This is a genomic window from Pseudoalteromonas sp. 20-MNA-CIBAN-0454 (genome assembly GCF_040308685.1).
GTDB classification, from domain to species: Bacteria; Pseudomonadota; Gammaproteobacteria; order Enterobacterales; family Alteromonadaceae; genus Pseudoalteromonas; species Pseudoalteromonas nigrifaciens.
In genome coordinates, this window is sequence record NZ_JBEOOB010000019.1 from 14,690 (window position 1) to 36,367 (window position 21,678).

Genomic DNA, 21,678 nt, shown 5'->3' on the forward strand with positions numbered 1-21,678 from the left:
AGCAGTGACTTGGAAAGTGATAAGACAACTAACTTATCATCTTCTTTGTTTTTGTTAAGCAGTTTAAATTTTTAAATATGCTTTTAATTTTGTGAATACTTAAATGCTTGAACCTTCTGCGTTAAGCTTACTGCCGCCTTTAGTGGTAGTTATTTTGGCTGTAGTACTACGCCGCCCTATTTTATCTTTATTAATTGGTGCCCTTGTTGGGCTCATAATGGCTGATCCCTCGCAGGTATTGGCTAATTTTGCCAGCACCTCACTTAAAGTAATGAGTGACGAAACCATTGGCTGGCTAATATTAGTGTGTGGTGGTTTTGGTGCGTTAATCGCCTTATTAGTCCGTACCGGTGGTGCTTCTGCATTTGGTAAGTTGGCACTTAAATACACTAAGGGCAAACGCTCTTCATTATTTATGACCTTTTGCCTTGGATTAGTTATTTTTATTGATGACTATTTAAATGCGCTTACTGTGGGTGAAACCATGAAACGCATTACCGATAAATTTAAAGTAAGCCGCGAAATGCTAGCCTACGTTGTCGACTCAACTGCGGCACCAATTTGCGTACTTGTGCCCCTATCTACGTGGGCGGTATTTTTTGGTGGTTTACTTGTAGATAACGGTATTGCTGAAGAAGGTAAAGGCATTGCTGTTTATATTCAGGCTATTCCGTATATGTTTTACGCATGGTTTGCGGTACTCGTTGTGCTGTTAGTGGTACTTGGAGTGATCCCTGCTTTTGGCCCAATGAAAAAAGCAGAACAGATGGCACAAATTGAGCAAGCACAAGTCGATCCGGCGCAATACAGTGAAGTACAAACAGCAGACGAGTACGCGGTAAAAGCAGTAGAAGAAAATTTTGAAGATGCTGATCCTAAAGGTAAATTACATAACTTTTTATTGCCTATTATTTTATTAGTCGGCTTTACCGTTTACTTTGAGATAGACGTTTATAAAGGTTTACTGGCCACTATGGCTATAATTTTGCCATTTTATGCGTTACAAAAATTAATGTCGTTTAGTGAAATGATTGAACGTATGCTCGATGGATTTAAAAGCATGATACCGGCTATAGGCACGGTTATAGCCGCGTTTATATTTAAAGATGTGTGCGATTTAATTGGCTTGCCGCAATATGTTATTAATAGTTTAAGCCCATACATGACCGCGGGTTACTTGCCTGCAGTGGTATTTATTGCAATGTCTGTTTTAGCATTTGCAACGGGCTCAAGCTGGGGAATATTTGCTGTGTCTATTCCTATTGTTATGCCGCTGGCAACGGCGGTAGATGCTAATATTCCATTAGTCATTGGCGCGTTATTATCAGCATCATCGTTTGGCAGCCAAGCATGTTTTTATTCAGACTCAACGGTATTAGCAGCCCAAGGCGCTGGCTGTAACTTAATGAGCCACGCTGTTACACAATTGCCTTATACGCTTATTGCTGCAGCACTTGCGGTGATAGGCTTTTTATTAATGGCTTAAATTAAAAAAAACCCAATGTAGCAATACATTGGGGTTTATTTTTAGCTGTATAAATAAAGCTTATTTTTGTAGTTTAATACCATTGTAATAGGCATCTAGCGTGGTGATTTTTGTTTGATTTGGTAAATCGGCGAAGTCACTTTCTATAAACTTAGTCCCGCGTAATTGCACATTTAAACGTGCCGCATTAGGGTTAAGCATTGTTTGTTGGTAATAGTCTTTAATATCGCTAAGCGTTACTTTCTCAACTTCATTTATTAACTGTTGCTTTGAATCAAAATTAAAGTTTTCACGATACCAATCATTTAATAGTGGGCTCATTTCGTCACTTAAGTTTTTAGGTTGCTCTTTAAGCGATACTAACGTGGCATTTTTAAGCTGTGCAAACGTCTCCTCACTCATGTTGTCGAGCTCAATTGCATACTCTTTTTTAAACAGATCAAAACGCGTTTGTATTTCTTTTGGCCCTTTTACTGGTGTTTGAATAAACAAACCAATCGCTGAGTAATCCTCAATGGGGCGAGCTAACGCACCAACGGCATACGCAAGTTGCTCCTCGGTACGCATTTTATCAAATGCAATGGTTCTAAAATGCCCTTGTAGCACGGCAGCTTGTGCTTTTTGTTTGTAACCCGGTGTTGGATGAACTGTCATATCAACCACGGCTACATCGGCTACATCTATATCTTTTTGTAACACTATGGTTTCACCTGGTTGTGGTAACCATGCTTCACTTCGCGCAAACTCAGTGTGTTTATAGTTACTTGGCAAAATAGCACTCAGCTCGGATGCTATTGCTGCTATGTCTTGCTGGTTATAGTTACCATAACTAAATACGCGTAAATCGTTATTAGCAAAGGTGTTTTGTTTTAAAGCATTAAAATCAGCTAAAGTTAAAGTGTTGGCTGTGCTAATTAAAGTATCAGTATCAAAGCTACCGGTACGGCTTAATTTTGTATATTCAGCAAATGCTTGCGCGTAAGGAAATTGTTTTTGCTGGTTAAGTAAATTACGTTTAAAACGATCTACAGCTTGGTTAAATGCTTGCCCACTAATATCACTGTTTAACCCACTTAATGCTTGTTTAAGCAGTACATTTTGCTTATCTGTAAAGCCACTCATAGACAAAACTAAACCATTACTTGGTGCAAGGTTTACGCTCATACCTGCAATAGCAGCCTCAGTGCTTAGTTGGCTTTGCTGTATGTTGTACAGATCGGCCCAAACAGAGTATAAAACCTCCGCTTTTACATCGTTTAGCCCCGGCTGGGTATTTATATAAACTTCAACAAGTCCCTTTGGTTGCTCGGCAAATTTTTGACTTGCCTGACGCCATATTTTCACGCCATTTTTATCATAAGCAAGCTCTGGGGATTTTTGCTGTTTAAATGCTTGGGTTTTAATAGCAAAATTTTCTGGTAATAAGTTATTTACGCTCGGTAGCGCTAAATTAAACTGGCTCGCTTTGTTCCAACTTGCAACTTCCTGTGCGCTTATGTCACTAATGCGGTATTTACCGTCGTAAAAGTGAAGCTGTGAGTCGGTTTCTTCTTGCTGCGATACATACCAAATGCGTAAAGTGTCGGCATTTAATTGTTTAAGCACTTTATTTACTGAGTCTGCATCAAACTTAGCGTAATAATAAGGCGCATTAATGGCATGATTTAACGGGTAGTCTTGCATGCTTTGAGTCAATGTACTTACATAGTTAAACTCATCACCTTTTTCTAAAAACTTAAATTGATTATTTAACGAGGTACGAATTTCGTTAAAGTATTTACTATCAACGCCCTCTTTTTTAATCAATTCAATATACTGCATTATAGTCGCCACTATCGTTTCACGATTTTGCATGCCTGTATCGGTAAGCTCTACGTTAACGTTTAACGACCCGTAGTTGCCATAGTGGGTTGGCACTGCCGATGCTGACAATTGCGATACCCACCCCTTATCACGTAATATTTGCGCTGGACTGCCAGGCATTTCATTACTTAATAAGTAGGCCACAAAGCGATTAGGCTTGAGTGCAAATTCGTTATTGTTATTGCTAATGGTAAAATCAAGTTGTAACTGTTTTACATCTTCATTAGGGGCATAAAACACGCGCTTACCACCGGCATTATCAAAGTTAAGCTTGGCGGTTACTGTTGGTTTTTCGATGTTTTTATTTTTAATATCAGCAAAGTATTTTTGTGCTTTTTGCTCCATTGCCGCAATTGGCAAATTAGAAATAAGCGCTACTTTCATAATATTTGAAGAGTAGTATTTATTATAAAAATCAACTGTTTCTTTGTGTAATGAGCTGCCTTCTTTGTCACCTAAGGTTTCTAGGTTGCCAATTAAAAAACGGTTAGCTGGGTGGTCACCCATCATTTTACGCGCTAGTTTAAACTGCCCAAAAAAGTCCATTTCGCGGCGCATTGACCACTCTGCATTTACTGCATTTTTTTCTTTGTCTGTGTATTCAGGGTATAACTTGGGTGCTTTAAAAAAATCAGCAAAACGATCTAACCCTTCATCAAACGCATCGTTGTTAATTTTAAACATATAGTTGGTAATATCGAGCCAAGTATAGGCGTTGTGTGCGCCACCATTTTTGGTCATAAAGTCAGAGTACCCTTTAGTATCTGGGTAGCGCTCTGTGCCTAAAAACAGCATATGCTCTAAATAATGGGCCATGCCTTGTTGGCTCATTGGGTCATGTAATAAACCCACTCCAACACTTAATGCCGCGGCTGATTTTTCAGCACTGGGGTCTGATACTAAAATAACTTCAATGTCGTTAGCTAATTTAAGCGTTTTATATTCGCGATTATCATTAGGGCTTACAACCAGCGAGTCTGATAATAAAACAGTTTGAGGTGCTTGAGATACAGATGATGTATTTGAACAACCGCTTAGTACAGCAAGTGCAATGGCACTAAAGCCAATAATTTTTTTCATTTTATTTCCATTAAAAGTATGTCGCAACTGCGATCTACGCTTATTTAAAAAGCTATTTACAGCCTAAATTAACATTTTAGATTAATGTTTTGCCACAATTTATCCGTTAATTGTGTAACACATTGTGAAAAACACCTGCATACTGCAACTAATTCAAATAATAATAAGGAAAAACCATGGAAAAGTTGATCATTTTAGCTATGTTCGCCCAAGTTTTACTCTCACTCATTGTAATGATTATTATGGGTAAAAGACGTTTTGCCGCAGCTAAAAATAAACACATCAATTTAACCGACTTTGCCACTATGCGTTTAGATAATGCAGGTGACAATGTGCGTGTTGCTGATAGAAACTTTACCAATCAATTTGAAATACCCGTGTTGTTTTATGCTGGGTGCTTACTTGCAATGCAACTCAATAGTGCAAGCATTCTGGTGGCTGTTTTAGCTTGGCTGTTTGTGATTTCGCGTATTTTACATAGCGTTGTTCACTTAGGCAGTAATAAAATAAGAATACGCTTTAATCTATTCTTAATAGGCTGTGGCAGTGTATTTGCGTTATGGCTGGTAATAATTTGGCGGGTATTACTGTTTTAACTCTTACATTAAACAACTAAAAACCCCGCTATTTAACACCCATAGCGGGGTTTCTTTATTTTAAGTATTTGTTATTTAGCGCGTTTTAAACGTGGTAACACTAATAATAAAGCCCCTAGTAACCAAGCCATACTACCGCTTGAATCATTACTCATTTTACCTATCAACGTATTTTCAACCGGTGATAAATCGTGTGCGGTATTAGGGTCGTCATCCAACACATACATATTATCAATGCTTACAAGGTTCACATTACTGATCGTTGCACATTGATCTTTAGTGATGCCAACTACTGGTACTTCCTCACAGTGTACTAAAGCTGCAATTTTATCTAAAGTCGCTTGGCTGTCATCCATAATTTGACCGAACACGGTAAAGCCACCATTTTGCGTATCTAATTTAGGATTACCTGCACTATTATCCTTTAAGTTAAAGAACCATTGGCTGGTTGCACTATTAGGGTTTCCACCTAATTTAGCCATGGCAATCGTGCCTTTAACATTAGAGTAAATAGGTTCGTTAATGACTGCTGGCTTGGTTGTAATTCGATCAAAACCATCAGAGTAGGTAAAACCGCCCCCTTGAATAATAAAATCTTTTACTGAGCGATGAATAACAGTTTGATTATAAGCTGCATCGCCAACATAACTTAAAAAATTAGCGACCGTTTTAGGTGTTTGTTGATCAAATAAGTTTACTTTGATAATACCTTGACTGGTTTTAATTTCGACAATAGTTGCTGAGCTGGCAAAGCTTACTGCGCTAAGTAACGAGGCTAATAAAAGCTTTTTCATCGTTTTTCCCTATTATTATTTTATTTAAGTGTAGAGTTTAGTGATACTTAGAGTAATGCGAGTAAGACTAAAAATCGACTGCAAAATAGCCCCTGATACAATTCAAACCAAGTCGGTTACAACTTAATTACATTTCATCACCTTCCTACTGAACTTATCCTTGTAAAAACGCTGTTTAATGAAAATGCACTTATAAATTGTTTTATTTTTGTTATGATTCCTCTGCAAATTCGTAAATGGAGAATTGTAATGTCAGAAAAAAACAACCAAATTTGTGATTTTGGTTTACATAAGGGAGAGCCCTACACACGCTTACCTGCTAGTTTTTTAATCTGGATGGTAGGTATTAATCATCAAAAAGCCAGATATGCCAGCGAAGAGCTAAAACGTAGAGAGTTAGCTGCTACTAAAAAATTAAAGTGTGATTAAAGAATGTAAAAGTGTGTTTTTGTAGCAAACTAGTTAAACTATGCGCCAATAAACGTAAGTGCTTTTAATCAATAGGTGTTTTATGCGCATAATTTTTTTGTTTGTCATTGCTTTTAGTCTACTTGGGTGTAGTACTACACTCACTAGCCCCGCCCCACAATATTTAACCGTACTGCATACTAACGATAACCATGGTCGCTTTTGGCACAATGAAAAAGGTGAGTATGGCATGGCTGCCCGTAAAACCCTGATTGACTCGCTACGCAATAAAGCAATCGCGCAGGGGCATACAGTACTGCTGCTCTCAGGTGGCGATATAAATACCGGCATTCCAGAGTCAGATTTACAATACGCTGAGCCTGACTTTAAAGGTATGTCGTTAATTGGTTATGATGCGATGGCCCTTGGAAATCATGAATTTGATAACCCGATGAGCGTGCTTAAAAAGCAACAGCAATGGGCTAACTTTCCTTTTTTATCGGCAAATATATTTGAAAAATCGACCGGTAAAAATGTATTTGATAGCTATAAAGTATTTAATAAAAATGGGCTGAGTATTGCTGTTATAGGTTTAACCACCACTGATACAGCCAAAATAGGTAATCCCGAATATATTCGCCAATTAGAGTTTAAAGATCCAATCGAAATCACGGCACAATTAGCACAAAAAATTAAAGCACAATATAACCCCGACATTACTATTGCGCTCACTCATATGGGGCATTATGTGGATGCCAGCCACGCAATTAATGCGCCTGGAGATGTAACACTTGCGCGCTCACTGCCAACTAACACCTTAGATATGATCATCGGTGGTCACTCTCAAGAGCCTGTATGTATGGCGGCTAAAAACGTAAATGACGATAACTTTAAACCCGGCCTAGCCTGCACGCCCGATCAACAAAATGGCACTTGGATAATGCAAGCCCACGAATGGGGTAAATATGTTGGTAAAGCCGAGTTTAAGCTTGAAAATGGCCAGCTAACCCTCTTAAATTATAAACTGCTACCCGTTAATTTATATGTTGATAAACAACACCCGGATGGCACAACGTCGAGTGTATTAGCTAACGAGTACATTACACCTAACCCACAGTTAAACGCATTTTTAGCCGAGTATCAGGAAAAAGGCGCTAAACAAATTGAAGGTAAAATTGGTTATGTAAATGCCAGACTTGAGGGCGATCGTAATAAAGTACGCTACCAACAAACAAATTTAGCTCGCGTTATTATTCAAGCGCAAATGAACAGTACCGATGCTGACTTTGGTATTATGAGTGGCGGCGGTGTACGCGACAGTATTGCTGCAGGCGAAGTAAGTTATAAAGATATTTTAAAAGCCCAACCGTTTCAAAATCGAGTGGCTTATATCGATATTGCAGGAGAAGATTTATGGCAATATTTAGAAGTTGTAACGCGTTTCCCGCCTGATTCAGGCGCTTACATGCAGTACCACAAATTATCGTTTGAGCATAAAAACAACACCTTAGTAAAGGTATTAATAAATGGGCAAGCATTAGATAAAAGTAAAACTTACCGTATGAGCATTAATAACTTTAACGCCTCAGGTGGTGATGGCTACCCTGCACTAACCACAGCAAAAGGTTTTGTAGTTACTGATGAAACAGACTCTAACGCATTGAAGCGTTTTTTTGCAGAGCACAGCCCAATAGATGCGGCCCAGTTTGCCCCTAAATAATCTATATTTTGGAGATAGTAGGAACGAGGGTCTGTTGACCTTTGCGGATTAAAATTTGTTCAAACTAGGGGCGATTTAATCACGGCGTGAGGTTTGTAACCTAGTGGGCTCGATAACTGCTCCTGCATTATTCTACTGGCTTACATTCATGTAAGAATAAGTAAAAAAACCAAGCAAAGCTTCCGCGTCCTGCTCACGCCCCTTACCTACATCCATGTAGGCAACAAAGAGTCAATCGCCCCTAGGCAGAACCCTTCGGGCAGCGCATGTTTGGCATTGATGCTACGTTATCGCCTATTTATGGGGAATAACCACATCACATAGGCTCTGCCTTGCCTAAATACCAAACATACTGCTGCAAATTCAACCTTGAAAGATAAACAGACCCTAATATTACTTGCCTACTATTTCTAAATCGCCTTTAACAATATTAACTAACCCGTAACTGTGTAGCCGCGAACGAGAACCCTCTCCAAATGCCTTAGGCGGATAAAAAATTTCTTTTTGTTGCGGGTATTCACTCAACACTTCATCTAACGCCGCGCGTATTTCGCTCAATGTTTTTTCAAGGCTATTATTAAAGTTAGGGCGCTTGCGGATCGTGTGTCCCAGCTCTACTAATCGATAAAAATATTTATTAGCTAATTCAATTAGCTCATCAGGTACATCTTTATTATGGCTGAGCACAACATCGCTATTATTGTTACAAAATTCAATAAGCGCTAAATAAAAGCTAAGTGGTTTATTTGCTAAACATACTTGGTATTGCGGATTAATATTAACTGACACCGTCTTAGTATTTAGATTAATAACTAACACGGGTGATTTACTTTCCTCAACAGGTTCAGGCTGCAGCGTAGCTAATTGCTTACTTTTTTGCTCTATTGTAATAACCGTTTTCAGCCAGTGGCTAATAAAAGCACTTAAAATAAAAATAGCGACATAATAATAAATATAACGCCACGGCCATGGCTGTGGTTTTATATCAAAAACTAAAAAAACAGGGCCAATACTGGTCGTTAAACGCGTAAAAAACTGCGCTCCGGTTAATGTGGTTGATAGCTTTTTTTCAGCGAAAATATTTAACAATAATAAATTAGTGCCGATTAGTTGCGAATTTAACTGCTCTAAATAACTATTTATATTATCTATATTACTGGAGTACTTAAGCAGTTCATTAGATAGCTCGAGTAAAGGTAAATCCAACGCTACCTGTTTTTCTATCGTGGCTATATTAAGCTTTTGCACTTGCTGCTGTTTATAGCTTACTGAGTAATAAAATACGCTACAAAGTAATAAAAAAATGAATAGCGTAATAAATGAAAATAACTGCTTACTCATATTTCATCTCGCTTATAAGTTACAACGTCATTATCACACTGCCAAAATGACTGCGCACCTTTATAGTAATGAAGAGATTGCTCTTGCGACATGGCTAATAAATGCGCCTGTACCGAGCACAATAAATCGGTATTATTATGTGGCATTTTTAAATACCAACGCGTGCCTGCAATGTTATTTTTTAGTGGTGTAATATAGTTTTTTGAAAAGCGGTTTGTATCACTTTCTTGCCAAAACGAAGCTATAATATCTACTTTTCCGTTAGCCAATAAATCACGTAAGGCATCATGAGAGCTGGCATAAATAATATTTAAGTTTTCGAGGTTAATATCCAACTCTTTAAATACTTGCTTGGGCAATGTATGGCCTGAGCGACTGGTTGGATAATCTAATAATCCAATACGCTTACCCAAAAAGTACTCTTTTGTTATTTTAGGTTTTTCTTTAGCCGAAATAAAAAATGCAGTGTAATCAGAAAACCCAACTACAGGTTGGTAGTTATAGGTAGTCTCGGCTTTAAATGCATCCATAATATTGTTTTTAGTTAAAATGAGATCGGCAATGCCTTTTCCTACAAATTCAAAGCTCTCAGTCGTGTTATAGCGCCAGTAACTTACAACCGAACCGTACTGCTTAGCTACCACCTCATCGGTACACAAGCTATGTGCTAATGTACCTGCTATTTTTTTTGATGGTGCAAAAATGATTAACTGGTTTTCATTTTTAATTGCAGATGTTTGGCATTCAATTGATGTTTCTATTAATTTTACAAAGCGTAACTCACTGCTATCAACACTTAGTTGACCGCACACCCACACCAAAACAATTAACAAATATAAAAATACAATTAACAGAATTTTATTGTAAATGACGCATTTAATGTTCAAACAAAACATCCTAATATTATTATTAGCCTATTTGAACAATTTTAATTACTTATTGCAATAAGTAATTTTACCCATTAACTATAAGCAGCTGATTTAATTAATTTACCTACAAGTTAATATGAATATTCTTAACGCCTTCCTATCCTCCAAATAAACAAGGACAATTGACCGGATTAGTGATTTTGACCCTATAATAATTTGAAGGAAACCAAATGCGTAACAACTTAATGTCCTCAGTTAAAGCAACGCTGGTCGTCAGCGCTGTATTTGTTTGTACTAATGCTCATGCATGGGGTCAAAATGGACACAGGATCATAGCTAAAATTGCAGAGTCTCACCTTAGTGAAACAACAAAAACAAAACTTTTGCCGTTATTAAATAATGAATCTTTAGCACAAGTGTCTACTTGGCCAGATGAAATGCGCTCTGCTCCTGGTGAGTTTTGGCAAAGAAAATCATCACGCTGGCATTATATTAATACATCTGCAAACAAACCTATTTCACTCAATCATTCTCATACAAAAAATAAAGAATCTGTTACCAACATTCTTGAAGGTATTCATTACTCAATTAAAGTACTTCAAGACGAGCAAAGTTCATTAGATGCTAAGCAGTTTAGCTTACGCTTTTTAGTACACCTGGTAGGCGACAGCCATCAACCTTTTCATGCTGGGCGTGCAGATGACCGTGGTGGTAACAATATTAAAGTGAAGCACTTTGGTCAAGAAACCAACCTACACAGTTTGTGGGACAGTAAGTTAATTGAAGGCGAAAACCTCTCATACACTGAATTTGCTGACTTTATCAATACTAATAATCAAACTTTAATTAGTGAGTACCTAACCAGTACCCCTACTAGTTGGTTAGTAGAATCAAACAACTTAGCAGAATCAATTTATAATAAAAATGAAACAAATATTAGCTACAGCTACATTTTCGACCATATGCCAATAATTAAAACTCGGCTGCAACAAGGCGGAATAAGACTCGCTGGTTTATTAAATAGTTTATTTGATGAATCAGCAACACCGTTAGTCAGTGCACTTAAGATGCAAACTAGCGAAAAAACAACTAACTAAGTAACTTTTAATACGGGAAAACAACATAATGAATAAACTTCGCCTTTCGAAATTAACCGGAGCAATTATTTTAGCTCTTGGTGTTTCTGCAAGTGCTATGGCTGCTGACACGTCATCTGCAATGCGCGGTAAAATCACTACTCCATCTGGTGAAAGTGCTGCAAATGTAAAAATTAAAGTTATTCATGGTCCTACTGGAACTGTAAGTGAACTTACAACCAATTCAAGTGGTACTTTTATAGCTAATGGTTTACGTGTTGGGGGTCCATATACAGTAATAATCGACTCTGATACTTTTAACGACACTACGCTTGAAAACATCTACCTAGAATTAGGTGATACTTATCGCTTAAACTCTCAGCTTAGACCATTAAACATGGAAAAAATTGAAGTTTCTGGCTATAAAATAGTACAACAATCAGGTGGTTCTAGCAGCTCTTTTGGCGAAGATACAATTCAAAACATGCCAAGTTTTAACCGCGATATTAAAGATATTGCTCGCTTAAATCCACTTGCAAATATTAACGGTAATGGAGAGCTAACCTTTGCTGGTAATAATCCACGTAGTAATAGCTTAACTGTTGATGGTATTGGTCAAAACGACGATTTTGGCTTGAGCTTCGGCGGTTACCCTACTTCGCAACCACCTGTTGCACTTGATGCAATTGAACAAATTTCTGTAGACGTATCTCCTTTTTCAGCAGCTAAAGGCAACTTTGGTGGCGGTACTATAAATGCAGTAACAAAATCAGGTACTAACGAGTTTAAGTTCTCTGGTTTTTACGAAACATCAACCCCAGATATGGCGGGTGATGTAGACAGTATTTCACAAGTATACGCAAATGGCAGACCAGCTTTAGATGAAGATGGCCACAGAACATTTGTTACTGAACAAGTAAAGCCAATCCAAACAGAAGCGCGTTACGGCTTTAACTTTGGCGGACCAATACTAGAGGATAAGCTTTTTTACTTTGTAAACTACAATGCATGGAAGAGCGAGTTAGATTTAGACTATGGTTTTGAAGGCTCTGGTGCTGCTAATGAATACGATGTAACTAAAGAAAGCTTTGATCAGTTTTTATCTATATTAGATAACGTGTACGGTATGCAAGATTCTCTTGGTGGCGATCCTAAAGACACCAATGAGTCATTATTGGTTAAGTTAAGCTGGAACATCAACGATGACCATCGTTTAGACTTTACATACCAATGGCAAGACGATAAAGACGAGCGTAATTTTGGTACTGGTGGCAGTACCGTTTCACTTGCTTCAAATCGTTACACTTACTCGACTAAATTCAACAACTTTGCTACCAAGCTTTACTCAGATTGGAATGAAGACTTCTCTACTGAAATTGGTATTGCTTATAAAGATGTAACATCTGACAGCATCACTAATTCTAAAATTGGTAGTGTTAAAGTTGAAGAATATTTCCGTGGACCAGCTTATCAGTTTGGTACTGATGAATACCGTCATGCCAATAAAGCAGCGACTGAAAATTTAACACTAACTTTTGATGGCACATACTTATTAGACGAACATCAAATTAAGTTTGGTGCTAAGTATGAATCTTTAAATTTATATAATTTATTTGCAGCAAACTCTTTAGGTTCATGGGAGTTTGATAACTTTGCAGGTTTCGAAAACCGCGAAGTAGGTAATTACAAAGGTAAACATGACTTTACTTACAGTAATGCCTATACCAACAACTCAGCAGATACTGCTTACGATGCAACGCGCAGTCAGTTTGCTCTTTACGTAGAAGATACGTTTTATGCTACTGATGATTTAGAAGTAACTGCGGGTGTACGTTATGAGCGTTTGGCATCTGACGATAAACCAACATTGAATGAAAAGTTTTTAGAAACCTATGGTTTTACTAACCAAGAAAACCTTGATGGTGTAGATATTATTTTACCTCGTGTTGGTTTCAAATATTATGCAACAGAGGCTCTTACTATCAATGGTGGCGTAGGTCGTTTCCAAGGCGGTATTCCTAACGTTTGGTATAACAACTCATTCCAAAAAGACGGTCTTACTTTTGTTGACGCACCACAAAGCGTAATTGATGGTTACTACGCAAATAACCCTGTTGATATCACTCAAGTTCCAGACGAAATAAAAGGTTCATTAGTACAAGGTGCGGGTAGCACTAACTATATTGATCCTAACTTTAAATTACCTTCAAGCATCCGTGCGCAAGTTGGTTTTGATTATGAATTTGACTCAGAATTTTTAGGTAATGGCTTTAAATGGCAAGCAGAAATTGCTTACCATAAAAAAGAAAATGAGGCTGTATGGCATAACACTGCAATCAAGCCTGTTGGAACAACCGCTGATGGCGATCGTATTATTTATGAAGGTATCTACGAAGGTGACTTAAAAGATAACTTTGATATAGCAATGACCAACTCAGCGGAAGATGGACGTTCAGTAATTTTCTCTACTGCACTTGCTAAAGAGTGGGATAACGGCCTATACATATCTACCAGTTATGCGCATCAAGATATTACAGAAGCATCTGCAGGCTCATCATCACAAGCACAAAGTAATTATAAACATAGCATAACGCAAAGCCGTAATGTTGATTTAGCACAGCGTGGCGCTTACGAAGTTGAACATAGCTTTAAAGTTAATGTGAGTTATAACACTGAGCTTTTCTCTGGCTACCAAACCAAGTTTAATATGTACTTTGAGCGTCGCTCTGGCCGTCCATTTAGCTATACAATGGGTCTTTATGAAAAAGATGATTTAGGCGATACACGTGACTTTTATTCAAACTCTGCTTACCTTGCATACATCCCAACGGGTGCTGATGATGCAAATGTAAACTGGGATGAATCTGGTTTGTCGTGGAGCGAACTTGAAACGCTACTTAACCGTGCTGGTATTTCTGAGCGTGGCCAAATTCTAAACCGTAATACAGGAACTCAACCTTGGGTTACTACTATGGATATTAGCGTTAAACAAGAGATACCAGGTTTTGCTGAAGGTCATAAAGGTGAGGTTTACTTTATGATTGATAACTTTGCTAACTTACTTAATAGCGACTGGGGTGTTGAAAAGCGTTTAGGCTTCTCTGACCAAGCTGTATATGATCTAGCTGGAATAGATGATGAAGGCCGTTACATTATCAACAATCGTCATAACGGTGCTGATGTACGTAACTATAGCCAAATTTCTACGTCATCATCTGCATGGCAAGCTAAAATTGGTGTGAGCTATAAGTTTTAATACCTAATAAAGTATTACGTTTTATATTAGTTAAACCCATTACAACTTTGTAATGGGTTTTTTCATTTAAACTCCCTTTTTTCATCTATCTGTCATAAATAGTATCTACTCTCTTTTACAACACGAACATTTCATTATTAACATTAATAATCCGTAGCATTAATCTATAAACATTAAAAAAACATTACACTTGTAGCTTATTTGTAAACATAAACTAATGTATAATATGTATAGATTTAGTACTGCATGAATTTGGTTCGTTTGTTTAGTGCAAATACTTTATAAATATAAAAAGTTTAATAAACTACATGGGAAAACAAAATGAAAACTCAACTTCGTAAAACAGCTCTATCACTCGCTATTGCAGCTTGTGTAGGCGTAAGTGGTGCTGCAATCGCCAACGAAACAACGTCTGCAATTAAAGGTCAGATAATGGGCCCAAATGGCAACCCTGCACAAGGAACTAAAGTAACAATTTTACATGTTCCTTCTGGCTCAGTTAAATCTACCGAAGTAAATGCCGCTGGTTATTTTACTGCAAAAGGCCTTCGCGTTGGCGGCCCATATAAAGTTGTTGTTGATTCAGATGTTTATGCTGACCAAACATTTAATAATATTATTTTGAATATAGGCAGTGATTACCCTGTAAATGTAACACTTGCGCCGCAATCAAATATTGAACAAATTGTAGTAACAGGTCGTGCTATCAGCACTATGTCTGGTGGTACAGGGCCAGCTTCAACATTCACACTTAATGATCTTGAAAACCAACCTGCAATTAACCGTGATTTAAAAGATATTATTCGTATTGACCCACGCGTTGCTGTTGATGACAGTCGTGGTTCAATTAACTGTGGCGGTGGTAACCCTCGTTTTAACAGTTTAACGCTTGACGGTGTTCGTATGAACGACAACTTCGGCTTAAGCTCTAATGGCTACCCAACTATTCGCGCTCCGTTTTCGTTTGACTCAATTGAGCAAGTAGCCGTTGAATTAGCCCCTTTCAATGTGCAATACGGTGGTTTTACCTCGTGTAACATTAATGCGGTAACTAAGTCTGGCGGCAACGATATTCATGGTGCCGTATTTTACGATTACACTAACGATTCAATGAAAGGCGATAAAATTGAAGGTGAAAAAGTTGATAACGGAGACTTCAGCGAAAAGCGTTATGGCTTTAACGTTGGCTTGCCACTTATTCAAGACACTTTATTCTTATTCACCTCATACGAAAAGCTTGAAGGTGTTGCACAGTTTAATTACGATCCTTTAGGTTCAAGTGTATCCAGTGCTGATTTAGAACGTATTCAACAAATATCTCAAACTGTATATGGTTATGATGCCGGTGGTATGCCTGCAAGTTCACCAGTTGAAGATGAAAAAATATTAATAAAGTTAGACTGGAACATTAACGACTCTCATCGTGCAAACTTAGTTTATAATTATAATGATGGTTACACATTATCTCAGTCAGATACGGGGTCTACTCGCTTATCTTTAGATAGCCATTTTTTTGAACAAGGCGCTGAATTCACCTCAATCGTAGGTTCATTATATTCAGATTGGAATGATAGTTTTTCAACTGAAGTTCGCCTTGGTAAATCTGAACTCGATGCACGTGTAAACTCTCTAGATGCTGCAAGTAGTTTTGGTGAATTCCAAATTGAAGCAACTGACGGCGGCACTGTCTACCTTGGTCCTGATGATTCTCGTCAATCAAATGACTTAAACTACGATACTATTACAGCTAAAATAGCAGGTACATATTATTTAGATCAGCATACTATTACTGCTGGCTTTGAATATGAAGAACTAGAAGTATTCAATCAGTTTGTTCAGCAGACTGAAGGTGAATGGCGCTTTGCATCTATTGATGATTTTGAAAATGGTTTAGCTTCGCGCATATATTATAATAATGCCGCTGGAACTAATAACCCTGCAGATGCCGCTGCTAACTTTTCTTACTCACAAAATACCTTTTATGTTCAAGATGAGTATAACTTCTCAAATATTGATGCATCATTAACCTTCGGCTTACGTTACGACAGCTACAGCAGTGATGATAAACCAACTCTTAATCAAAACTTTACTGACCGTTATGGGTTTAGTAACCAATCAACCTTTGATGGCATTGATTTAATTCAGCCACGTGTTGGTTTTGAATGGTACGCCACCGATGCACTAGAAGTGCGTGCGGGCATGGGCTTATTCTCAGGCGGTAACCCAAATGTATGGTTATCTAACTCATATTCAAATGACGGTATTACAAATATTGGTCTTCGCATTGATAATGTCGACTTATTTAACACACCTAATGTGAATGGTGGTAAGCCTGGTTTTGAAGTTCCACAAGAGTTATTTGATGGTGTAGCTGGTGTAGTACCTGGTTCTGGTGATGCATCGGTAAAAGCTGTTGATCCTGGTTTTGATATTCCATCTGAGTGGAAGTACTCACTTGGCGCAACTTATACTACTGAAGATGAATATGTAATTGCGCTTGATTACCTTTATACCAAAAAGCGTAATGCCGCTATATTAAGAGATATCGCACTTCGTCCATCTGGTGATGTAAGTTTTGACGGCCGCCCATTATACGAATCAATTGAAGGACGTGATGGCGATTTACTACTAACTAATGTAGATGGTAGTAGTGGTCAATCATCTGTTATTTCTGCAGCTATTAGTAAAGCTTATGATAATGGTATTAAAGTTCAATTTTCTTATGCTTACACTGATTCTGATGATGTAAACCCAATGACCAGCTCTGTTGCTGATTCTAACTATGGTAATGTCGCAACGGCTAATCCTGGTAACCCAGGTGTTGCATCATCTGATTATGAAATACCACACCGCTTTACTTTAAACCTTGGTTATACCCATGAATTTTTCAATGGCTATAACACGCGCTTCAACCTATTCGGTGAAGCATACAAAGGGTTACCATACAGCTTTACATTTAATGGAAGTGATAGTAAATTTGGCGATCAAAACTCAAATCGTTCTCGCCAGCTTTTATACGTACCATTAGAAAACGATCCTAATGTTATTTACAATATGAGCGCTGCTGAAATTACTGAGTTTAATGAGTTTATAGCATCACAAGGTCTTAAACGTGGTGAAATTGCTGGGCGTAATGCTCAAAATGCAGATTGGTTCGTTAAGTTCAACTTTAAGCTAACCCAAGAAATCCCTGGATTTATGGATGGCCACAAAGGTGAGGCATTCTTTGTTATCGATAACTTAACTAATATGTTAAATGATGATTGGGGTGTTCTTAAGAAAGGTCCATTTGTTGGTTCTCGTATGATTAAAACCGATATTGACGCTCAAGGTCGTTATATTTATTCGGATTTCAATCCTAATAATGCCAATACAACCGTGCAACGTGATGCTTCTCTTTGGGAAATGCGCGTAGGTGTTCGTTACACTTTCTAATAAAATTAGGTAATAATTTTATTTAGTTTAGAGCCCATCTAATGATGGGCTTTTTTTATGGCTGTAACTGATGTTTTAATTTTTCAAAAATGCTCATCATTTGCTGGCGCTCATCGTCACTGAGTGTATTTAGGAGCTGCGCTTCCCATGCAAGTGCCTCAGGGGTGATTTTTTTATACAGAGCCTCGCCTTCATCAGATAGCATTAAAAATGCAGCACGTTTATCTTGCTCATTCACTTTGCTGCAAATAAAACCTTTAGTTATTAAAGCTTTTACCGCTCTCGATACCGTTGATTTATCCATATCAGCTTGCGTGCATAATTGTTTAGCTGTGCTTTGCCCATATTGCGCTAAGTTAGCGAGTATGCGCCACTGCGGAATATTTAAGCCAAATTCACGTTTATACACTTTGGCAAAATCGTTACTCACAAGCGTAGCTATATTGGTTAATTGATAAGGTAAAAACGTATCTAAATTGATCTTCATCGTTGTAGCACCACTCGTTGGGCCTGCGTTTTAATTCAACTGGAAATGACTGTTCATTATTATTTACAGTGAATTAACTTACGCAATTTGAAATTAGTCTCACTTGAGAGTATCTTAACCTAAATAATAACAAGATTAAACTACCCCACTCTCACAGGAGTTACTAATGGCTACCGAATTAAAATACATGACTGGTTTTGGTAATGAGTTTGAAACCGAAGCTTTGCCTGGTGCATTGCCTATCGGACAATTTAGTCCGCAAAAAGTAAAGTACGATTTATATGCAGAGCAATTTAGTACAACCGCGTTTACTGCGCCGCGTGCACAAAACCGTCGTAGTTGGCTGTACCGTATTCGTCCCTCTGTTATTCAAGGCGATTATATCGCAATGGATAATGGCTTAATTCGCACTGCGCCTATTACCGAAGTAGTAACTCCACCAACTATGCTACGCTGGAACCCTATCGATATTCCGCAGCAACCAACTGATTTTATTGATGGCTTAATTACTATGGCCGCTAATGGTAGTGCAAATGGCCAAACCGGTATTGGTATTCATATTTATGTTGCTAATAAATCGATGGACGGACGTTATTTTTATAATGCCGATGGCGAAATGTTGTTTGTACCGCAGCAAGGTGAATTATTGCTCAAAACTGAGTGTGGTAATTTAACCATAAAAGCGGGCGAAATAGCGGTTATTCCCCGTGGTATAAAGTTTCAGGTACAACTATTAACAGCGACTGCGCGCGGTTATATTTGTGAAAACTATGGCCATCAGTATGAATTAGCTGAGCGTGGCCCGGTCGGCTCTAACGGTTTTGCCAACGATCGTGACTTTCAATACCCAGTTGCTGCTTTTGAAGATATAGAAGGTAAGTTTGAATTAGTGGCTAAATTTAACGGCAACATGTTTCGTTGTGATATCGGCCACTCGCCTCTAGATGTAGTTGCGTGGACCGGTAACAGTGCGCCGTATAAATATGACTTAGCACGTTTTAATGTAATGAATACAGTGAGCTTTGATCACCCAGATCCTTCTATTTTTACCGTACTTACATCGCCATCAGGTACTGAAGGCGTGGCTAATATTGATTTTGCTATTTTTCCTCCACGCTGGATGGTGGCCGAAAACACCTTTCGCCCTCCTTACTTTCATCGCAATATAATGAGTGAATTTATGGGCTTAATAGAAGGCGTTTACGATGCTAAAGAGCATGGCTTTGTTCCTGGGGGTATGAGTCTACACAATTGTATGTCGCCACATGGACCTGAAGCCGACGTGTTCGACAAAGCCTCTAATGCCCAGCTTGAGCCACAACGTTATGATAATACGCTGGCATTTATGTTTGAATCACGTTATATCATATCCCCAACTAAATACGCTCTTGAGGGCAAAGAGCGCCAAACTAACTACACTGATTGCTGGCGCACAATTAAAAAGCAATTTACTGGATCACAAGGATAATAAACCATGAAACTTTATAGTTATTTTCGCTCATCTGCCGCATACCGGGTGCGTATTGCGCTTAACTTAAAAAACATTGATCACGAATTGGTTGGTGTTAATTTACTAAAGTCTGAACAATTAGGTGCAGCCTACTTAGATAAAAATCCACAAGGTTTACTCCCAGCACTTGAAACAGCTGACGGTGTGCTTGGGCAATCTCTGGCTATTTTAGAGTATCTTGAAGAAAGCCATCCAAACACAACGCCATTATTATTTGGTAACGCGTGGCAAAAAGCACAAATCCGTAATTTAAGTTACGCCATAGCCTGCGACATTCATCCGTTAGATAATTTACGCGTACTCAAGTATTTAAGTAACGAACTAGGGGTAGACGATGAGGCTAAAAACACTTGGTATCGCCACTGGGTAGAAGTAGGGTTTGAAAAAGTAGAGCATCTACTTGATAGTAATAACGCTTTTTGTGTGGGTGAGCAACCAAGCCTTGCCGATGTGTGCTTAGTACCGCAGGTATTTAATGCTATTCGTTTTAATGTAAATATGGCCGCATATCCTAAAATAGCAGCCATTTATGAGCGTTGTAATAAGCTCGATGCATTTATGGATGCCGCACCACAAAATCAACCTGATGCAACCTAGTCTAAATAATTAGCCTAGGTAATTAACCCAGAAAATTAGCCTTGTAAGGCACTGTGCACCACAGTTACATGGTCAATTAATTCTAAGCCCAGATCAGTTAAATAACCGCCATCTGGGCTATCTATAATTCCTTTATCAAATAAACGTTGTGCGGCGCTTAACAAGCTAGGCTCTGCGTCTGAATGAAGTTTAATTCCCTGCATTTTACTTTCACGCGGAAATTTAGCTAATAGTGTAAATTCATCGATCATTGTTTGGTTAAATTGCATATATTTTCACCTATTTATTGTTCTGTGTTTTACTAAATATAAATATACCCAAGTCAAGAAAGCGCCTTTTCTATAAGCAGCTGTCTAATGTTAAGGTGCTATAAAATACCCAATTACGCATTTTTATGGTGTTTGTGTATACCTTACCCTAGCATGTTTTTTAGCTTAGTGTATTATTTTTAAACCTGCGACAATTTGAGACTAAAATGCGCCATTTATTAATCTTATGTTTTTATATTAGCTGCTTAAGCTATTCGCTACTCAGCCATGCTAATACAATTAAAACCCACTCTGTTATCGATGCTAATCAGTTTGTAAATACCGACACAAGTTGTTGGTACGACAATAAACGCTACAGCGAAGGAGCGTTAATACAAATACACTCATTTACGCTTATTTGCGGGGCTAAATTTGTACAACATAACAACAGTCAACTAATTTGGCTTAAACTCGACAAACAAGGCAATGCTATTTACCCTACTAAGCCCGCTACAATTACAGTGAATTAGCCTCTACGAGTGAATTAAGTTACACTATGCGCAGTTTAAATAAGTAGTGTAGCTATGGATAATCAACCTAAAAACCCTTTACATGGGGTAACGTTAGAACAAATACTTGTTGAGTTAGAGCAACGACTTGGCTGGAGAACTTTGGGTGAACAGGTTAAAATTAAATGCTTTACTGATGCACCAAGCATTAAATCGAGCTTAAAATTTTTGCGTAAAACCCCATGGGCACGAGATAAAGTAGAAGCGCTTTATATTCATACCATAAATAACAAGCCAATTCGTAGACCCAAAAGTGCACCAAGGCCCACTTCCGATAGAGCACCTGATACATCGGGCTTTGTTTGGCCTTCGATCAAAAAATAAATAATAAAACGGCGTGTAA

The 21,678-nt window shown here is 38.1% G+C and carries 17 protein-coding genes; 11 read left to right on the forward strand and 6 right to left on the reverse strand.

What is annotated here, in order from left to right; translation table 11 throughout:
* The first annotated feature begins 103 nt into the window (after positions 1–103).
* Positions 104–1,486: a Na+/H+ antiporter NhaC family protein gene (locus tag AAEZ22_RS10685; RefSeq protein ID WP_011329979.1), complete on the forward strand. Its 1,383-nt coding sequence runs from the start codon at positions 104–106 to the stop codon at positions 1,484–1,486.
* 60 nt (positions 1,487–1,546) lie between these two features.
* Here AAEZ22_RS10685 and AAEZ22_RS10690 read toward each other — a convergent pair whose 3' ends face one another.
* Complete coding sequence (locus AAEZ22_RS10690; protein WP_352297220.1) at positions 1,547–4,429, reverse strand: insulinase family protein; 2,883 nt, start codon at positions 4,427–4,429, stop codon at positions 1,547–1,549.
* A gap of 176 nt (positions 4,430–4,605) precedes the next feature.
* On the opposite strand from AAEZ22_RS10690, the gene AAEZ22_RS10695 reads away from it, so the two are divergent.
* Positions 4,606–5,025 (forward strand): MAPEG family protein, encoded by a 420-nt coding sequence (locus AAEZ22_RS10695; protein ID WP_086995727.1) that lies wholly within the window; start codon positions 4,606–4,608, stop codon positions 5,023–5,025.
* Between the two features lie 71 nt (positions 5,026–5,096).
* Here AAEZ22_RS10695 and AAEZ22_RS10700 read toward each other — a convergent pair whose 3' ends face one another.
* Entirely contained in the window at positions 5,097–5,819 is a 723-nt protein-coding gene (locus AAEZ22_RS10700) for a peptidylprolyl isomerase (protein WP_197182295.1), read from the reverse strand.
* 249 nt (positions 5,820–6,068) lie between these two features.
* Between AAEZ22_RS10700 and AAEZ22_RS10705 the strand changes: the two genes are divergently transcribed.
* Together AAEZ22_RS10705 and ushA are read left to right on the forward strand one after the other, a co-directional pair.
* On the forward strand, positions 6,069–6,248 hold the full coding sequence (locus AAEZ22_RS10705; protein ID WP_041454917.1) for a hypothetical protein: 180 nt from the start codon (positions 6,069–6,071) through the stop codon (positions 6,246–6,248).
* Positions 6,249–6,330: 82 nt separating this feature from the next.
* The gene (gene ushA / locus AAEZ22_RS10710) at positions 6,331–7,947 is read left to right on the forward strand and encodes a bifunctional UDP-sugar hydrolase/5'-nucleotidase UshA (protein WP_197182294.1); all 1,617 of its coding nucleotides are present in this window, start codon (positions 6,331–6,333) and stop codon (positions 7,945–7,947) included.
* Positions 7,948–8,340: 393 nt separating this feature from the next.
* On the opposite strand, the gene AAEZ22_RS10715 is transcribed toward ushA, so the two are convergent.
* Positions 8,341–9,288 carry a hypothetical protein gene (locus tag AAEZ22_RS10715; protein WP_197182293.1) on the reverse strand — a complete coding sequence of 316 codons (948 nt, stop codon included), beginning with the start codon at positions 9,286–9,288 and terminating at the stop codon, positions 8,341–8,343.
* Positions 9,285–10,175: a type 2 periplasmic-binding domain-containing protein gene (locus tag AAEZ22_RS10720; RefSeq protein ID WP_231617964.1), complete on the reverse strand. Its 891-nt coding sequence runs from the start codon at positions 10,173–10,175 to the stop codon at positions 9,285–9,287. Before AAEZ22_RS10720 ends, AAEZ22_RS10715 begins: the two co-directional genes overlap by 4 nt.
* 212 nt (positions 10,176–10,387) lie before the next feature.
* Here AAEZ22_RS10720 and AAEZ22_RS10725 point away from each other — a divergent pair, with 212 nt between their 5' ends.
* From AAEZ22_RS10725 to AAEZ22_RS10735, 3 genes are all read left to right on the forward strand, one after another.
* The gene (locus tag AAEZ22_RS10725) at positions 10,388–11,254 is read left to right on the forward strand and encodes a S1/P1 nuclease (protein WP_197182291.1); all 867 of its coding nucleotides are present in this window, start codon (positions 10,388–10,390) and stop codon (positions 11,252–11,254) included.
* A 28-nt stretch (positions 11,255–11,282) separates the two neighbouring features.
* Entirely contained in the window at positions 11,283–14,489 is a 3,207-nt protein-coding gene (locus tag AAEZ22_RS10730; RefSeq protein WP_197182290.1) for a TonB-dependent receptor, read from the forward strand.
* A 321-nt stretch (positions 14,490–14,810) separates the two neighbouring features.
* Complete coding sequence (locus AAEZ22_RS10735; protein ID WP_197182289.1) at positions 14,811–17,924, forward strand: TonB-dependent receptor; 3,114 nt, start codon at positions 14,811–14,813, stop codon at positions 17,922–17,924.
* A 55-nt stretch (positions 17,925–17,979) separates the two neighbouring features.
* Here the strand turns inward: AAEZ22_RS10735 and AAEZ22_RS10740 are convergent, their stop codons facing one another.
* Complete coding sequence (locus tag AAEZ22_RS10740; RefSeq protein ID WP_011329968.1) at positions 17,980–18,411, reverse strand: MarR family winged helix-turn-helix transcriptional regulator; 432 nt, start codon at positions 18,409–18,411, stop codon at positions 17,980–17,982.
* A 166-nt stretch (positions 18,412–18,577) separates the two neighbouring features.
* Here AAEZ22_RS10740 and hmgA point away from each other — a divergent pair, with 166 nt between their 5' ends.
* The gene (gene hmgA / locus AAEZ22_RS10745) at positions 18,578–19,879 is read left to right on the forward strand and encodes a homogentisate 1,2-dioxygenase (RefSeq protein ID WP_339683975.1); all 1,302 of its coding nucleotides are present in this window, start codon (positions 18,578–18,580) and stop codon (positions 19,877–19,879) included.
* A gap of 6 nt (positions 19,880–19,885) precedes the next feature.
* Complete coding sequence (gene maiA / locus AAEZ22_RS10750) at positions 19,886–20,518, forward strand: maleylacetoacetate isomerase (protein ID WP_338411784.1); 633 nt, start codon at positions 19,886–19,888, stop codon at positions 20,516–20,518.
* A 35-nt stretch (positions 20,519–20,553) separates the two neighbouring features.
* Here the strand turns inward: maiA and AAEZ22_RS10755 are convergent, their stop codons facing one another.
* Complete coding sequence (locus AAEZ22_RS10755) at positions 20,554–20,787, reverse strand: TIGR02647 family protein (protein ID WP_011329965.1); 234 nt, start codon at positions 20,785–20,787, stop codon at positions 20,554–20,556.
* Positions 20,788–20,993: 206 nt separating this feature from the next.
* On the opposite strand from AAEZ22_RS10755, the gene AAEZ22_RS10760 reads away from it, so the two are divergent.
* Both AAEZ22_RS10760 and AAEZ22_RS10765 read left to right on the forward strand, forming a co-directional pair.
* Positions 20,994–21,296, forward strand: coding sequence for a YnjH family protein (locus AAEZ22_RS10760; protein WP_011329964.1), 303 nt, complete (start codon positions 20,994–20,996; stop codon positions 21,294–21,296).
* Positions 21,297–21,350: 54 nt separating this feature from the next.
* Positions 21,351–21,659, forward strand: coding sequence for a VF530 family protein (locus tag AAEZ22_RS10765; protein ID WP_011329963.1), 309 nt, complete (start codon positions 21,351–21,353; stop codon positions 21,657–21,659).
* Positions 21,660–21,678: the final 19 nt, after the last annotated feature.

Bases quoted from the DNA above. Each gene is read 5' to 3' on its own strand.
- ushA (WP_197182294.1), top strand. From the start codon at position 6,331: ATGCGCATAATTTTTTTGTTTGTCATTGCTTTTAGTCTACTTGGGTGT.
- AAEZ22_RS10755 (WP_011329965.1), bottom strand. From the start codon at position 20,787: ATGCAATTTAACCAAACAATGATCGATGAATTTACACTATTAGCTAAA.
- AAEZ22_RS10740 (WP_011329968.1), bottom strand. From the start codon at position 18,411: ATGAAGATCAATTTAGATACGTTTTTACCTTATCAATTAACCAATATA.
- AAEZ22_RS10725 (WP_197182291.1), top strand. From the start codon at position 10,388: ATGCGTAACAACTTAATGTCCTCAGTTAAAGCAACGCTGGTCGTCAGC.
- AAEZ22_RS10685 (WP_011329979.1), top strand. From the start codon at position 104: ATGCTTGAACCTTCTGCGTTAAGCTTACTGCCGCCTTTAGTGGTAGTT.
- AAEZ22_RS10700 (WP_197182295.1), bottom strand. From the start codon at position 5,819: ATGAAAAAGCTTTTATTAGCCTCGTTACTTAGCGCAGTAAGCTTTGCC.
- AAEZ22_RS10765 (WP_011329963.1), top strand. From the start codon at position 21,351: ATGGATAATCAACCTAAAAACCCTTTACATGGGGTAACGTTAGAACAA.
- AAEZ22_RS10730 (WP_197182290.1), top strand. From the start codon at position 11,283: ATGAATAAACTTCGCCTTTCGAAATTAACCGGAGCAATTATTTTAGCT.
- AAEZ22_RS10760 (WP_011329964.1), top strand. From the start codon at position 20,994: ATGCGCCATTTATTAATCTTATGTTTTTATATTAGCTGCTTAAGCTAT.
- AAEZ22_RS10695 (WP_086995727.1), top strand. From the start codon at position 4,606: ATGGAAAAGTTGATCATTTTAGCTATGTTCGCCCAAGTTTTACTCTCA.
- AAEZ22_RS10735 (WP_197182289.1), top strand. From the start codon at position 14,811: ATGAAAACTCAACTTCGTAAAACAGCTCTATCACTCGCTATTGCAGCT.
- hmgA (WP_339683975.1), top strand. From the start codon at position 18,578: ATGGCTACCGAATTAAAATACATGACTGGTTTTGGTAATGAGTTTGAA.
- AAEZ22_RS10690 (WP_352297220.1), bottom strand. From the start codon at position 4,429: ATGAAAAAAATTATTGGCTTTAGTGCCATTGCACTTGCTGTACTAAGC.
- AAEZ22_RS10705 (WP_041454917.1), top strand. From the start codon at position 6,069: ATGTCAGAAAAAAACAACCAAATTTGTGATTTTGGTTTACATAAGGGA.
- AAEZ22_RS10715 (WP_197182293.1), bottom strand. From the start codon at position 9,288: ATGAGTAAGCAGTTATTTTCATTTATTACGCTATTCATTTTTTTATTA.
- maiA (WP_338411784.1), top strand. From the start codon at position 19,886: ATGAAACTTTATAGTTATTTTCGCTCATCTGCCGCATACCGGGTGCGT.